We start from the raw sequence: 14,947 nt of genomic DNA, 5'->3' as shown, positions 1-14,947 counted from the left end.
TGGGAATAATATGGATCAGGCACAAAATCTTAGAAATATAATTAAAGCTGAAAATGCTGTCCCTGTGCTATCCAGGGTAATAACCATAACCAGTGGTAAAGGTGGAGTAGGTAAGTCAAACCTCGCAATTAACCTTGCTATTTCACTTAGCAGACTGGGTAAGAAGGTGGTAGTGTTGGATGCTGATTTTGGTCTTGCCAACATTGAAGTAATGCTTGGTATAAGACCACAGTACAATCTTTCTGACCTTATGTTCAGAGGAAAGTCTCTCTCAGAGATTATAACGAAGGGGCCGGAAAATGTGGGCTTTATATCAGGAGGCTCGGGCATAAGAGAGATGACTAATCTGACCAAAGATCAGCTTGCCAATCTCTCTGCAAGGCTTTCTGAGCTTGACAGACAGGCAGACGTAGTGATAATCGATACAGGTGCAGGAATTTCAGAAAATGTAATGGAATTTGTAATGTCAAGTGCAGAGGTTCTTCTGGTTGCAACACCTGAACCTACATCTATAACTGATGCCTATGCATTATTAAAGACACTTGACCGTCAGCCTGAGTTTACAAGAGAGCATTGTCATATAAAGCTTATTGCCAACAAGGTAAATGATGATCAAAGTGGTAAGGAATTATTTGAGAAGCTAAGCGTGGTGGCGGACAAGTTTCTAAATATTTCCTTAGAGTACATGGGGGCTGTACCAACGGATAGCAACATCAATAAGGCTGTGATGAAGCAACAGCCTCTGTCTATTGCATTTCCTAAATCACAGGCTTCAAGAGCAATAGATGATATAGCAAAGCTTATAATAGATCCTAAGGGAGAGACTGTTAATAAGTCAAAGAGGAGAGGGCTTGCGGGGATATTTACGGAGACTTTGAGAAGAACATTAAACAGATAAAGAAAGGGCGTAGTTAATATATGGCAACTTATTCTGTTTCTATAGGAGATAAAGTTGATATAGTTCGTCAGGCTTATGTAAGCAAGGATACAGATGAATTTGATACTCTAAGCAGCAAGGTAATAGATGTGATTGATGAAATTACATTCAAGCTTACCATGCCTATGAATAAAACAGTAACCATACCTCTTGAAGAGGGTGAAGAAAGTTATATGTATTTTTATACTGCTTTTGGTATTTTGGCGGCAAGGACGATTGTTACTGAGAGATTTTTTGAGGGCAGTATTGCCGTAATGATTATAAAACTTGTTACAGAGCTCGAAAAGAGCCAGAGAAGGCAGTTTTACAGGCTTCAGTGCTCGATAGGAGCCAGATATCATATACTTACTGAAGATGAAAAACAGGGACTTAGCGATTTTATTGGCGAAAGCAGGTTAATTCAGGAGAATAAAAGCCGATATATAGATTTGGTAGCAGGTAATACCTATCTTTGGGAAGATTGTATCGTAATCGACCTGAGTGGGGGCGGAGTGAAGTTTCTGTCAGATAAGGAGATACCTAAAAATGAGCTTGTCATTCTTGGTATTGAATTTAACGTTGGAGACGATTCAAAAGAACAGTATTTTCTTATGAACGTCATTGGTTCATTTAGAAAATTGTCGGATTCATCGCCTACTAAATACGAAATCAGAACCAAGTTTATGGGGATGAGGGAGATATCGAGGGATACAATAGTTAGGTTTGTATTCGAAGAAGAACGTAGAAACAGGCGTAAAGAGCTGTTATAAAAGGCCTTTGATGCCCGTTTGTAATTAAGAGGTGTATTGAAAATGAAAAAAATTTTGATAATTGATGACTCTGCACTCATAAGAAGGGTACTATCTGATATAATAAAATCCGATAAGAGATTTCAGGTTAAAGATATTGCTCGTGATGGCCTGGAAGGATTGAACCTGCTTCTTACTAACAAGGGAAACTATGATGCGGTAATCTTAGATATCAATATGCCTAAGATGAACGGGCTTGAGTTACTGGCGGAGCTGGTAAGGGTAAAAAATAAAATTCCCGTAATTGTAGTGAGTACTCTTGTAAAAGAAGGAGCATCTGAAACTATCAAGGCTTTGGAATTAGGTGCGTTTGACTTTGTTCTCAAACCTGACAGCTATGCTAAGGTAAGGGAAGAAGTATTTAAGAACAATCTAATCGATAGTCTTGAAGCAGCGACAAAGGCTTTGCCTCTCACAGACAAGGATGCTAATGCATCTGATAAGATGAAGGCTGTTAAAGTGGCTAAAGAATTTGTCTATCCTAAAAGGTTAGGTGCAGGAAACGGAAAGACGCTTATTGCTCTTGCCTGTTCAACTGGTGGTCCTAAAGCACTTCAGACTCTGATTCCTTTGCTTCCGCATAAAATAGGTGCGTCGATGCTGATAGTACAGCATATGCCGGAAGGCTTTACAAAAACTCTGGCGGACAGACTTCAGGAATCAAGTATGGTAAATGTAAAAGAAGCTGATGATGGCGACAGGCTAATGGAAAATCAGCTCTACATTGCAAAGGGAGGATATCAGCTTAGAATTAAAGAACAGTCAGGCGAAAGCTTTATTTCTCTTGAAAAAGATCCTCCAAGAGGAGGCCTAAGACCTTGTGCCGACATCATGTATGAATCCCTTATGGGAAGTGCGTATGACAAGATTGTCTGTGTGGTACTAACCGGGATGGGAGCAGATGGAACAGCCGGAATCAAACAATTGAAACAAACTAACAATGTTTATGTTATAGCCCAGGATGAGCCGACATGTACAGTGTACGGCATGCCAAGGATGGTAGCTGAAGCGGGACTTGTAGATGAAGTTCTGCCATTAGATCAGATTGCCGATGCTATAGTAAAAGCGACGGGGGTACATTAAATGGATACAAGTCAATATTTGGATATTTTCGTAGACGAAACTAAGGAACATATTCAGGTTTTAAGCGATCAGATTATGGTTCTTGAAAAAGAGCCGGACAACAGCGATGCAATTGCAGAAATATTCCGTTCCGCACATTCCTTAAAAGGTATGGCAGGAACCATGGGATTTAAGAGAATGCAGCGCCTTACACACGATATGGAGAACGTGTTCTCCGCAGTTCGTGAAGGAAAAATGAAGGTTAACGACAGCCTCGTAGATACTCTTTTTAGAGGTCTTGATGCTATTCAGGAATATCTTGATTTGATTCAGGAAACTTCTGATGAGGGAGATAATGACAACGAGGCAATTATAAATGAACTCAATCATTTCTTAAATGGTGGAGGCGGCGAAGCGCCTGCGGCTCCTGCAGCAACCTCTACACCTGCTGCAACGGCCTCAGCAGCTGCCACAGCTACTGAAGAGTCAGCAGAGACAAATGCCAAGGCAAAATTTCATGATATCAAATTATCTGAAGTTGAGGAGCATGCTATAAAGAAAGCATTTGATGACAATATGAATGTGTTCGGTGCTACCGTGTATATTCAGGAGTCTTGTCTTCTAAAGGCTGCAAGAGCTTTCCTTGTGTTTAAGGCTCTTGAAGAAATAGGTGAGGTTATTATATCCAGTCCTGCTGTTCAGGAAATTGAAGATGAAAAATTTGATTTTGACTTCAGTCTTATCTTCTTAACAAAGGAGACTGAGAATGAAGTTAGGGCAGCTATACAGAACGTTTCAGAAATCGAAGATGTTGTGATTGAGACTATTGATGAGCCTAAGGCTGACGAACCTAAAAAGGCTGATGAGCCTAAGAAGGAAGAGGTTCCTAAGTCTGCCGCACCTGCTGCAGCAGCTACAGCCGCAGCACCTGCTGCAAAGCAGGATGCAAGCAAGGCTAAGGGAAAAGGAAAGCCTGTAGTCAGCCGTTCAGTCCGTGTGGATATTGAGAAGCTTGACAGCCTTATGAATCAGGTGAGTGAGCTTATTATCGCTAAGAACGGTCTTGTCTCAATGAGCGCAACTGATAAGAGAGACAGCGGTGATATGTCTGCATTTAATGAGCAGATTGAATATCTTGGAACTGTTACCACCAATCTTCATGAGACTGTTATGAAGGTGAGGATGGTACCTATTGAAAGTACAGTTCAGAAGTTCCCACGTATGATCAGAGACCTTTCAAAGAAGCTTGACAAGAAGATGGAACTCTACATGACAGGTGAGGATACTGAGCTTGATAGAACTGTTGTAGATGAGATTGGTGATCCTCTTATGCACCTTCTTCGTAACTCAGCAGACCACGGTCTTGAGTCAAATGAGGAGAGAGTGCGTCTTGGTAAGCCTGAGGTAGGATCAATCTTCCTCGATGCTTATCAGGAAGGAAACAACGTAGTTATAGAAGTACGTGATGATGGTGCAGGTATCAATGTAGAAAAAGTTAAGAAAAAGATGGTTGAAAGAGGACTTGTTCCTGCTGACCAGATTGATACAATAACAGATAAAGAAGCTATAGCTACATTATTCTCACCTAGCTTCTCTACTGCGGATAAGGTAAGTGATGTGTCAGGACGAGGAGTTGGTCTTGATGTTGTTAAGACTAACATTGAATCCCTTGGCGGTACCATTGAGTGTAAGACAGAGCGTGGAGCAGGAAGCAGTTTTACTATCAGACTTCCACTTACACTTGCTATTGTTCAGGCGCTTATGGTAGAGCTTGGCACTGAGAAGTATGCTATACCTCTTGGAAGTATTCAGACAATAGAAGAAGTTACAAAGGACGATATAAAGTACGTTCAGTCTAAAGAGGTAATCAGCCTTCGTGGTACTGTTATCCCTCTTATCAGGCTTGATACACTTCTTGATGTTCCGGAGAGAGAGGCTAATAACGACAATATTGTGATAGTAATTGTAAGAAAGGCTGACAAGCTTGCAGGTCTTGTAGTTGACGGCCTTATAGGACAGCAGGAAATCGTTATCAAGTCAATTGGAAAATACATCAGCACTCCTAAGCTTATAAGTGGCTCTACCATACTTGGTGATGGTGAAGTTGCACTTATCTTGGATGCAAATGTATTACTTTAGTCCGGATGAAAGGGGTATAAACTCATGGATAAAAGAAGTTTAGAGGTAGAAGCTAAACAGTATATAGTTACAAAGCTAGGAACAGAGCAGTATGGAATAGATATTAGTTTTGTAGATAACATTGTAAGAATGACTAGGATTACAAGGGTACCTAAGTCACAGCCTTATTTCAAGGGGATCATCAACCTTAGAGGTGAAGTAATCCCTGTTATGAGCCTTAGGCTTAAATTTGGACTCTCTGATGATGAATTTACAAATGCTACAAGAATCATTATAATAAAGCTTGAAGAGCTGGGCGGCTCAATCGGCATCCTTGTTGATGAGGTAAAAGAGGTAGTAACCATTGCTGATGATTCGATTGAAAAGCCTTCTAACAGCAATAACAGCGAGAAAGCCAAGTACCTTATAGGCGTTGGAAGAGCTCATGATGCACTTATTTCTTTACTTAACATGCAGAATGTCATCATAGAAAAGGATAAGGAAAAGGATAAAGAAAAGGATAAGGAATTGGCATAATTTTGGAGGTACCAGGGTGGCAAATTTTGATTTAAATAATGTTGAAGGAATGCAGTTTGATGTCCTTAGAGAGCTTGGTAATATAGGAGCAGGTAACGCTACTACAGCCCTTTCAAGCATGCTAAATACAAAAGTAGATATGAATGTTCCTAAGGTAGACCTTCTTAGCTTTGAAGAGCTGCACGAAATAATGGGCGGGGCTGAGACAATAGTAGTTGGTATTCTTGTCACACTTGACGAGGATATTGACGGAATGATGATGTTTATGATGAAAACAAAATCAGCCTTTGGACTGGTGGACATTCTCTTTGGAAGGCCTGTAGGTACCACACCTGAGGATGCAGAGCTTGATGAAATGTCATTATCTGCTCTTAAGGAGCTTGGTAACATTATCTCTGGTGCCTACATATCGTCATTGTCCTCAATGACACAGTTAAAAATAAATCAGTCAATTCCATACTTGTCCATTGATATGGCAGGTGCTATACTAAGTGTACCGGCTATTGAATTTGGCAAGCTTGGTGACAAGGCATTGTTGATTGAATCCCAGTTTATGGAGGATGATAACGATGTTACAGGTTATTTTATCCTTACACCTACTTTGGATTCGTACAATAAGATATTGACATCTCTTGGTTTGTGATTCTAATACAATAAAAGTTTGGGAGAGCCACAGGCAGTTTACAGGCTGCCTGTGGATTAGGTTTATTATGGAAAAAATGATAAAAGTCGGAATGGGAGACCTTAAAGTTTGTAAGGCTCCGGATAACCTCACAACGCTGGGACTGGGTTCCTGTGTTGGGGCTGTTGTATATGATAAGACCACTAAAGTCAGTGGTATGTTACATTGTATGCTTCCTGACAGTACAAAAATAGCCAATAATAGCAATATTGCCAAATTTGCAGATACAGGGCTTGACGAACTATTGAAACAAATGTTATCCTTAGGTGCAAGGAAATCTTCTATGATTGCAAAAATAGCTGGAGGAGCTCAGATGTTTGCTTTTTCAAACTCCAATGACATGCTTAGAGTAGGAGATAGAAATGTTGAGGCAGTTAAGGCCAAGTTAAAAGCTCTTGGAATACCTATTGTTGCTTCTGATACCGGTTTGAATTATGGAAGAACGATTGAGTTTTACTCATCAACCGGAGTTCTTTTGATAAAAGCTGTGGGTAAGGGAAGTAAAGAGATATGAAATACAGATATTTACCTGCTACAATTATGTTGTCAGCAGGTGCTATTACGATATTTATATGTATGTATAACAGATACGAAACCCTGCGTAGTCTTGAAATATTATTAGCTGTACTCATAATATTTTTGATTATCGGAAGTCTTACAAAGAAGGCTCTTATTAAGATAATTAATATGGAGAATGAGAATGCGGCAAATGCGAATGCAAATGCCAAAGAACAGGCTGAGATGGAAGAAAACAAAGAAGAAGAGAAGGCTGATAACGAAGACGAAGGTAATCAAGCGAACTAAAATAAGCATATAGAGGAGAGAGTTGTTTATGGCAGATGAAAAAGTTGGGATGAAGTTATGGGAGCAATATGCCAAAAAACCGACTCAGGAAATAAGGGAAAAACTTATTGTTGAATATGCAAACTTAGTTAAAATTATAGCAGGACGTATGTCTATGTATCTCGGCTACAATGTAGAGTATGATGACTTGGTGGGATATGGCGTTTTTGGGCTTATAGATGCAATAGATAAGTTTGACTATGTAAAAGGAGTCAAATTTGAGACATATGCCAGCCTGAGAATTAAGGGTGCAATTCTTGACCAGATTAGGAAGATGGACTGGATTCCCAGAACTACCCGCCAGCGTCAGAAAAAGTTAGAGGCTGCTGAGCGCGCTATCGAAGAGAGATATGGTAGAATGGCTACTGATGAGGAGATAGCTGAGGAGCTTGGTATATCTGTCGAGGAGTATATGAATTGGCAGAGTCAGGTAGGAATGTCGGGTGTTATATCGCTTGATGACTACCTTGAACAGGGTAGCGATTTGGTTGCCGACAATTCAGGCAGCAAGCTTGGAATATCAAGCTATGTACAGCCTGAGGAGGCTGTGGAAAAGGAAGAGCTTAAAGAATCTCTGGCGACTGCAATAGAAGGGCTAACTGAGAAAGAACAAAAGGTTATTGCCCTTTATTACTATGAGGAGCTTACCCTAAAAGAAATAAGCCAGGTGCTTTCCGTATCTGAGTCAAGAGTATCTCAGCTACATACTAAGGCACTTACTAAGCTTAAGGATAAGCTTGGCGATTACATGGATATTTTTACAAGAGCAATGTAAAGACGGTTATTCACAAAATATCCTGTAGTATACAGGCATTAACCACATACTTAGGATTATAGATGGATTACACGGGGAATATTACAGGGAGTGGGTATATGGTTTATAAGAATGCTTTTTTTCAGATGCTTATTAAGGATGCGGTATATATCAAGTATTTTCCGCCCCGTGAGGGTGGAGCACCGCTAAATCTTGATGAATTGGCAAGCTATCTTGGTTCTCATAGCATTGAGATGGACTATAAAGAATTTTCAAAGGCAGTACAGGAGGCTAAGGAGCCGTTTATATTTAAGACAAATACCGAAAAGACTTATCCCGAGGCTGAGAAGATGATAGTCGATATCTCAGATGACGGAATGAAGGCTGTATGCAGGTTTATACCACCTTCAACAGGTGGAAGAATTATGCATAAGGAGGATTTGTTAAAGGACCTTGAGTTTAACGGAGTTAAATTTGGTATAATTGAATCTGCAGTAGACAGCTATATGAACAATAAGCAGTACTGTACAGATTATATTATGGCAAGAGGTAAAGAGCCTATAGACGGACATGATGCCAAGATTATTTATAAATTCAATACCGACTTGCAGGCAAAGCCAAAGGAAAAAGAGGATGGCTCTGTAGACTTCTTTGACCTTGATATCATTGCAAGCGTGGAAGCCGGTGATGAGCTTGCAGAGCTTATCAAAGAAGATGAAGGTACACCGGGGACCGATGTTAGAGGAAGGCTTATTAAGCCATCCAAGGTGGAAAAGCTTGTGCTCAAATATGGTAAAGATATAACCTTATCTGAGGATGGACTTCACCTTATAAGCAATATTTCTGGACACGCAATACTTGATAACGAGAAAAGAGTCAAGGTATCCAATATCTTCGTGGTAAAGGAAGACGTGGACTTATCTACAGGTGATATTAACTATGACGGCAATGTAGAGGTGAAGGGCAATGTCATAAACGGACTGAGGATTAATGCTACCGGAGATGTTGTTATAGGCGGAACTGCCGAAGGCGTTGAGATAGTAGCCGGAGGTAAGATTATACTCAAGCGCGGTATCCGTGGGATGGGCAAGGGAATACTTAAGTCCGGCGGCAATATCGTGGCTAAGTTCCTAGAGAATACCACTGTGAATTCCGGTGGCTATGTGATGGCTGATGCCATTATACATAGCGATGTATCCGCTAAAGGAGATGTTATAGTAAATAGCAAGAAGGGCTATGTAAATGGCGGAACGATAAGGTCAGAGACATTAATCAGAGTTAAAAACGCAGGTTCTGAAATGGGGACTAAGACCAACATGGAAGTGGGTGTGGATCCGACTTTGCTGGTTAAGTTTAAGACCTTGCAAAATAAAATCGAAGAAACAGTCCGGAGAATGGACGTATCAAGTAAGTCAATTGATCTATATAGGAGAAAGCTTCAAAGTGATGGCAAGCTCCCTCCTGACAAGCTGGCTCAGTTTAAGATTCTTGCAATGGAATATAAAAAGGATAGTGAAGATATTGTAACCATGCAGGAAGAATTTGCTGCAGTGCAGGAAGAAATCAACACACAGGATGGCGGTGTCATAGAAGTAGGCAACTTGGTATATCCCGGAGTGAAGGTAGTTGTTGTAGATGCCACCCTTTATGTGAGGGAAATTGTTAAGAACGTTAGATTTGTCAGGGATGGGGCTGACGTTATAGCAAGGCATATGTACTAGGATAGTGAGGTGTAGCTTATGCCTATTCAAAATATTGATAATTATCTTATGCCTAACCGTAGTCAGGAGGTATCAATACATAGAACTGCAGAGGAGAATAGGATACCTGCGGAACAAAGGTTTTTAACTCATGAAGTGAATGCTCAGGCTGACAGAAAGCTTACAAGAACCAATGAAGCGGATAATGCAGCACTTAGAGACTATGGTTTTGATCCCAGAGAAAAGGGTAAAAACGAATACTACGGAGACAAGGATAAGAAAAAGAGAAAAAAGAACAACGAAGATGATGATGAATATTTTTCTGAAGTAATGGATAAGATGATTGAAACTTCCGGAAGGACAATAGACATAAAATTGTAAGTGAGGGTTTATGGATATTATAGTAATGATATGTCTTATAATTGGAGTGGCCTGCATAGGTGCCAGTTTCTTTATTAAAGAAAAGGCCGACATTGATAATCACGAGAAAGAAAAGATTGCGGAAGAAATACGCGGGAGGGCACTTAGTGAAGACAGCGTTAAAAAGGTGATGACGCGCGTTGAGAAGGGCTTTTCTGATAAGCTTTCAGCTATATCTGAGGATAAGCTTGGCGGTTTTGCTGACAAGATGTCTGAAATAGCCAACGATAAGATGCTTGCAATCAATGACATGAGCGGACAGCTTATTGAGAAGATTGAGCAGAACCATAAGGAAGTGATATTCCTTTATGATATGCTAAATGAAAAGAGTGATTACCTTAAGGACTTTTCTGCTAAGATTGACGGCTTAAGACACGAGCTTGAGAGAGAAGAGGAACGGATTAAAGCACTTAACAACGATATTGATGATAAGTTGGTTAAGGTCAAAGAGGTAAGGCAGACTGTGATAGCAAAGCCGGGGAATCCGGTGGCAGCAAAACAGGAGAAATCCCAAAGAGTGCCTACCGGTATTGAACAGGCAAAGGCAGCCAATAAGCCTGCTGAAATCCCTGCTCAGGCTAAGAATCTCGTAAAGATGCAAAAGAAAGAGGTAGAGGACATTCCGTCTGATATAAATGATATCTTTGACGCAGATGAGAGGGACATTTTTAAGGATGCGGAGGTTCCTGAGATTACCGAAGAAATTGATGAGATTGACCTTAGTCCTGAACTTACTGAGGAACTATCCACCAATGATAAGATATTAAAAATGCATTCTGAAGGGAAATCTGTAATGGAAATATCCAAGGAATTAGGTATGGGACAGGGAGAAGTGCAGCTTATACTTGGATTATACGGTAAGTAATGGAGGAAGCATAGGTGAAGTTAAAATATATGCTAAGAGGAATAGGGCTTGGTGCTATTTTAATGGCTGCTATTATGTATTTTGTATATGGGAAGTCTAATAAGGCTCTTAGTGATGATGAAATCAAGACAAAAGCCAGAGAGCTTGGTATGATGACGGTAAGCGAGTTTCAGGAGAAGGAGCTTAATTCGCTGAAAGATAAGATGCCTAATCTCTCTGATATCAAGGTAGATGAAAATGCATCAAAGGTTGAAGGCAGTACATCTAAGACAGAAGATAAAGTGCCAAACACGTCTTCAACAATAAGCAATACACCCAGTGAAGAAAGTGGAGAAACCGGGCAAACCTCAGATGAAGGAAATAAGACCACAGAAGAAGGAACTGCCACAGGAGATAATACCGGCAATGCCGAAACCACAGATACCAAAGCAGAGCCTTCCAAGGAAGGAACAGCACAAGCAGGAACTGCCACAGCCGGAAACTCCACAGATAGTGAGGCCAAAACCTCAGATACCCAAAACAGTAACACCGAGACCGGAAAGTCCAAGCCCGGGGACACCAAAAATAAAAAGGTAACTAAAAAGGCTAAACCAAAGCCAAAGCAGGTTGAAGAAGCACCTAAACCAAGTGTGGCATATGGCAAGGTAAGCTTTACGGTTTCTGTAGGTATGACATCTGAGAGAGTGGCGGCTTCACTTAAGGCATTGGGCATCATAGATGACAGCGCAAAGTTCAACAGATTTCTTGTAAGCAATGGCTATGCATCAAGGATAAAGGTCGGAACCGTTGAACTGCAGGCGGGGCAAAGCTATGCTGAGATAGCATCAAAACTTGTGAAGTAAGTTAAAACTTAATAAGTGAAAATAAAATGAAGGTTGTTAGTCTTAAAGATTGACAAAAGCTCAAATTTAATTTACCATGGTAGGGGCAATTCTTTTGCCCCTACATTTTTTTGATGGAAAGAGGGAATTATAGTGTACAGAGAAGTCAAAACTGATATGAACTTTGTAGACCGTGAAAAGGCTACGCTTAAATTTTGGAATGATAACAAGATTTTTGAAAAATCCATAGAGAGTAGGAAGGATGCTCCTACCTATATGTTCTTTGATGGTCCGCCTACTGCCAATGGCAAGCCACATATAGGACATGTTGAAACCAGAGTAATTAAGGATATGATTCCACGCTATAAGACTATGAAGGGCTATAGAGTGCCTAGAAAAGCAGGCTGGGATACCCATGGACTTCCTGTAGAGATAGAGGTAGAAAAGCTCCTTGGCTTAAACGGCAAAGAGCAGATAGAAGAGTACGGTATGGAGCCTTTCATTGAGAAATGTAAGGAATCTGTATGGAAATTTAAGGGAATGTGGGAAGACTTCTCAGGAACTGTTGGTTTCTGGGCAGATATGGACAACCCTTATGTTACCTATCACGATGATTTCATTGAATCAGAGTGGTGGGCGTTAAAAGAGATATGGAAAAAGGGACTTTTATATAAAGGCCATAAAATAGTGCCTTATTGCCCTCGCTGCGGTACCTCCCTTTCTTCTCACGAGGTTGCACAGGGCTATAAGAATGTAAAAGAGCGTTCTGCGGTAGTTAGATTTAAGGCGGTGGGTGAGGATGCATATTTCCTAGCATGGACAACCACACCTTGGACACTTCCTTCCAACGTAGCTCTTTGTGTGAATCCAGAGGAGAGCTATGTAAAGGTCAAGGCTGCAGATGGATATACCTACTATTTGGCTGAGGCTCTTCTTGACAAGGTACTTGGTGGGCTTGCGGCTGAAGACACCAAGGCCTATGAAATCCTTGAGAGATACAAGGGTTCAGACCTTGAAAAACGTGAGTATGAACCGCTTTTTGCCTGTGCGGGTGAGGCTGCCAAGAAGCAGAACAAAAAGGGACACTACGTAGTTATGGATGATTACGTTACTATGTCAGATGGTACAGGTATAGTTCATATTGCTCCTGCCTTTGGTGAGGACGATGCCAGAATCGGAAGAAAGTATGACCTTCCATTTGTACAGTTTGTTAATGAACAGGGTGAGCTTACTGAGGACACCCCTTTTGCAGGCAAGTTTATCAAGGCTGCGGATCCTCTAGTGCTTCAGGACTTAGAAGACAGAAAGCTGCTTTTTGATGCGCCTAAGTTTGAACACGAATATCCTCACTGCTGGAGATGTGACAGTCCTCTTATTTACTATGCAAAAGAGACATGGTTTATCAAGATGACTGCAGTAAGAGATGATTTGCTTAAAAACAATGCTAAGATTAACTGGATACCTGAAAGTATAGGCAAGGGAAGATTTGGCGATTGGCTTCAGAACGTACAGGACTGGGGACTTTCAAGAAACAGATACTGGGGTACTCCTCTTCCTGCCTGGACCTGTGAGTGTGGTAAGGTGCATGTTATCGGAAGCAAGGCAGAGCTAAAGGAGATGAGTGACAACTGCCCTGATGATATTGAGCTTCACCGCCCATTTATTGACAAGGTAACCATTAAGTGTCCTGACTGTGGTAAGGAAATGCATAGAGTTCCTGAGGTTATTGACTGCTGGTTTGATTCAGGAGCCATGCCTTATGCACAGTATCACTATCCGTTTGAAAATGTGGAACTCTTTAAGAAACAGTTCCCGGCAGACTTCATTTCAGAGGCTGTAGACCAGACCAGAGGCTGGTTCTATTCACTTCTTGCTGAGTCCACGCTTCTTTTCAATGAAGCACCTTACAAGAATGTCATCGTGCTTGGACACGTTCTTGATGAAAACGGACAGAAGATGAGTAAATCTAAGGGAAATGCAGTAGATCCTTTTGATGCACTGGCAAAGCATGGTGCAGATGCAATCCGCTGGTATTTTTATGCCAACAGTGCTCCATGGCTTCCAAACCGTTTCTCAGATAAGCTTGTAACTGAGGGACAGAGCAAGTTTATGAGCACACTTTGGAATACCTATGCTTTCTTTGTGCTCTATGCAAATATAGATGAATTTGATGCTACCAAATATAAGCTTGAGTATGACAAGCTTGCAGTTATGGACAAGTGGCTCCTCTCAAAGCTAAACTCCACTATCAAGGCTGTAGAGGATAACCTTGATAACTATCGTATACTTGAGACTGCCAAGGCGCTTCTTAACTTTGTAGATGAGATGAGTAACTGGTATGTAAGACGCTGCCGTAACCGTTTCTGGGCAAAGGGAATGGAGCAGGATAAGATAAATGCTTACCTAACTCTTTATACAGCCCTTGTAGAGATAAGCAAGGCTGCGGCTCCTATGATTCCTTTTATGACAGAGGAGATATATCAGAACCTTGTTAGAAGCATAGACAAGACTGCTCCTTTAAGCATACATCTGTGTGACTTCCCTAAGGTGGATGAAAGCCATATTGATAAAGAGCTTGAGGACAATATGGAAAAGGTGCTTGAGATAGTTGTGCTTGGACGTGCAGGCAGAAATGAGGCGAATATAAAGAATCGTCAGCCTATTGGCAATATGTATGTGAACTTTGCAACAGGTAAGAATGTTCTTCCTGAAATGTATATGGACATCATAAAGGAAGAGTTAAATGTTAAGAATATAACAATGCTTGATGATGTAAGCAAGTTCAGTGGTTACACCTTTAAGCCACAGCTTAGAACCCTTGGCAAGAGATTTGGAAGCAGACTTAATGCTCTTAAGGAAGTGCTTGCCAATGTGGATGGTGTTAAGGTAATGACAGAGCTTAAAGAAACAGGCAAGACTGTACTAAATGTAGGCGGAGTAGATGAAGAGCTTGCTATGGATGACCTTCTCTATGAGGCCGTACAGGTTGAGGGCTTTGAGACTCAGTCAGAAAATGGAATAACTGTGGTTCTTGACAGAGAGCTTACTCCTGAGCTTATTGAGGAAGGCTTTGTAAGAGAGCTTATAAGTAAAATTCAGACTATGCGTAAGGAAGCAGGCTTTGAGGTGATGGACAAGATTACAGTATATGCTAATGGCAATGAAAAGCTTGAAGCACTTATGCAGAAAAACAAAGACAGCATCCTCACTGATGTAATGGCAACTGAGATTGTAACCGGTTCTTTGGATGGTTATACTAAGGAGTGGAACATCAACGGTGAGAATGTAGAGATGGGTGTAAAGAAGAATTAAGAGTTAAAGAAGGTTATGGGGAAAGGTTTGCGGGTATGCGCAAGCCTTTCTTCTGTAGTGTGCCTTGCGGCGCACGTTTCTAAAGGGTGAAAGTCCCTAATCCGCCCT

Annotated in this window: 14 protein-coding genes; all 14 read left to right on the top strand. The window is 41.0% G+C overall.

Annotated elements, in window-relative coordinates; genetic code table 11:
- Positions 1-10: 10 nt before the first annotated feature.
- Positions 11-898, top strand: coding sequence for a MinD/ParA family protein (locus tag ACO6HM_RS05570; protein WP_485390151.1), 888 nt, complete (start codon positions 11-13; stop codon positions 896-898).
- 20 nt (positions 899-918) lie between these two features.
- A complete protein-coding gene (locus ACO6HM_RS05565; protein WP_485390150.1) occupies positions 919-1,686 on the top strand; it encodes a flagellar brake protein in 768 nt (255 codons plus the stop codon).
- Between the two features lie 42 nt (positions 1,687-1,728).
- Positions 1,729-2,808 carry a chemotaxis-specific protein-glutamate methyltransferase CheB gene (cheB, locus tag ACO6HM_RS05560; RefSeq protein WP_208428954.1) on the top strand — a complete coding sequence of 360 codons (1,080 nt, stop codon included), beginning with the start codon at positions 1,729-1,731 and terminating at the stop codon, positions 2,806-2,808.
- Complete coding sequence (locus ACO6HM_RS05555) at positions 2,809-4,926, top strand: chemotaxis protein CheW (RefSeq protein WP_485390149.1); 2,118 nt, start codon at positions 2,809-2,811, stop codon at positions 4,924-4,926.
- A 24-nt stretch (positions 4,927-4,950) separates the two neighbouring features.
- Positions 4,951-5,442, top strand: a complete 492-nt coding sequence (locus ACO6HM_RS05550; protein ID WP_208428952.1) for a chemotaxis protein CheW — start codon at positions 4,951-4,953, stop codon at positions 5,440-5,442.
- 16 nt (positions 5,443-5,458) lie between these two features.
- The gene (locus tag ACO6HM_RS05545) at positions 5,459-6,085 is read left to right on the top strand and encodes a chemotaxis protein CheC (RefSeq protein ID WP_328706792.1); all 627 of its coding nucleotides are present in this window, start codon (positions 5,459-5,461) and stop codon (positions 6,083-6,085) included.
- A 67-nt stretch (positions 6,086-6,152) separates the two neighbouring features.
- Complete coding sequence (locus ACO6HM_RS05540; protein ID WP_485390148.1) at positions 6,153-6,638, top strand: chemotaxis protein CheD; 486 nt, start codon at positions 6,153-6,155, stop codon at positions 6,636-6,638.
- Positions 6,635-6,928: a hypothetical protein gene (locus ACO6HM_RS05535; RefSeq protein WP_485390147.1), complete on the top strand. Its 294-nt coding sequence runs from the start codon at positions 6,635-6,637 to the stop codon at positions 6,926-6,928. Before ACO6HM_RS05540 ends, ACO6HM_RS05535 begins: the two co-directional genes overlap by 4 nt.
- A 28-nt stretch (positions 6,929-6,956) precedes the next feature.
- Positions 6,957-7,742 carry a sigma-70 family RNA polymerase sigma factor gene (locus ACO6HM_RS05530; protein WP_485390146.1) on the top strand — a complete coding sequence of 262 codons (786 nt, stop codon included), beginning with the start codon at positions 6,957-6,959 and terminating at the stop codon, positions 7,740-7,742.
- 98 nt (positions 7,743-7,840) lie between these two features.
- Positions 7,841-9,442 carry a DUF342 domain-containing protein gene (locus ACO6HM_RS05525; protein WP_485390145.1) on the top strand — a complete coding sequence of 534 codons (1,602 nt, stop codon included), beginning with the start codon at positions 7,841-7,843 and terminating at the stop codon, positions 9,440-9,442.
- Positions 9,443-9,460: 18 nt separating this feature from the next.
- Entirely contained in the window at positions 9,461-9,802 is a 342-nt protein-coding gene (locus tag ACO6HM_RS05520) for a hypothetical protein (RefSeq protein WP_485390144.1), read from the top strand.
- Positions 9,803-9,812: 10 nt separating this feature from the next.
- Positions 9,813-10,706 (top strand): DUF6115 domain-containing protein, encoded by an 894-nt coding sequence (locus ACO6HM_RS05515; protein ID WP_485390143.1) that lies wholly within the window; start codon positions 9,813-9,815, stop codon positions 10,704-10,706.
- A gap of 14 nt (positions 10,707-10,720) precedes the next feature.
- The gene (locus ACO6HM_RS05510; protein WP_485390142.1) at positions 10,721-11,548 is read left to right on the top strand and encodes a hypothetical protein; all 828 of its coding nucleotides are present in this window, start codon (positions 10,721-10,723) and stop codon (positions 11,546-11,548) included.
- Between the two features lie 132 nt (positions 11,549-11,680).
- Positions 11,681-14,839 (top strand): isoleucine--tRNA ligase, encoded by a 3,159-nt coding sequence (gene ileS, locus ACO6HM_RS05505; protein WP_485390141.1) that lies wholly within the window; start codon positions 11,681-11,683, stop codon positions 14,837-14,839.
- The last annotated feature ends 108 nt before the right edge of the window (positions 14,840-14,947 follow it).

The sequence above is a fragment of the Catonella sp. genome (assembly GCF_057250765.1).
This window is presented reverse-complemented; position numbering and strand designations above follow the sequence as displayed.

Bases quoted from the DNA above. Each gene is read 5' to 3' on its own strand.
- ACO6HM_RS05530 (WP_485390146.1), top strand. From the start codon at position 6,957: ATGGCAGATGAAAAAGTTGGGATGAAGTTATGGGAGCAATATGCCAAA.
- cheB (WP_208428954.1), top strand. From the start codon at position 1,729: ATGAAAAAAATTTTGATAATTGATGACTCTGCACTCATAAGAAGGGTA.
- ACO6HM_RS05570 (WP_485390151.1), top strand. From the start codon at position 11: ATGGATCAGGCACAAAATCTTAGAAATATAATTAAAGCTGAAAATGCT.
- ACO6HM_RS05550 (WP_208428952.1), top strand. From the start codon at position 4,951: ATGGATAAAAGAAGTTTAGAGGTAGAAGCTAAACAGTATATAGTTACA.
- ACO6HM_RS05515 (WP_485390143.1), top strand. From the start codon at position 9,813: ATGGATATTATAGTAATGATATGTCTTATAATTGGAGTGGCCTGCATA.
- ACO6HM_RS05555 (WP_485390149.1), top strand. From the start codon at position 2,809: ATGGATACAAGTCAATATTTGGATATTTTCGTAGACGAAACTAAGGAA.
- ACO6HM_RS05535 (WP_485390147.1), top strand. From the start codon at position 6,635: ATGAAATACAGATATTTACCTGCTACAATTATGTTGTCAGCAGGTGCT.
- ACO6HM_RS05540 (WP_485390148.1), top strand. From the start codon at position 6,153: ATGGAAAAAATGATAAAAGTCGGAATGGGAGACCTTAAAGTTTGTAAG.
- ACO6HM_RS05565 (WP_485390150.1), top strand. From the start codon at position 919: ATGGCAACTTATTCTGTTTCTATAGGAGATAAAGTTGATATAGTTCGT.
- ACO6HM_RS05525 (WP_485390145.1), top strand. From the start codon at position 7,841: ATGGTTTATAAGAATGCTTTTTTTCAGATGCTTATTAAGGATGCGGTA.
- ACO6HM_RS05520 (WP_485390144.1), top strand. From the start codon at position 9,461: ATGCCTATTCAAAATATTGATAATTATCTTATGCCTAACCGTAGTCAG.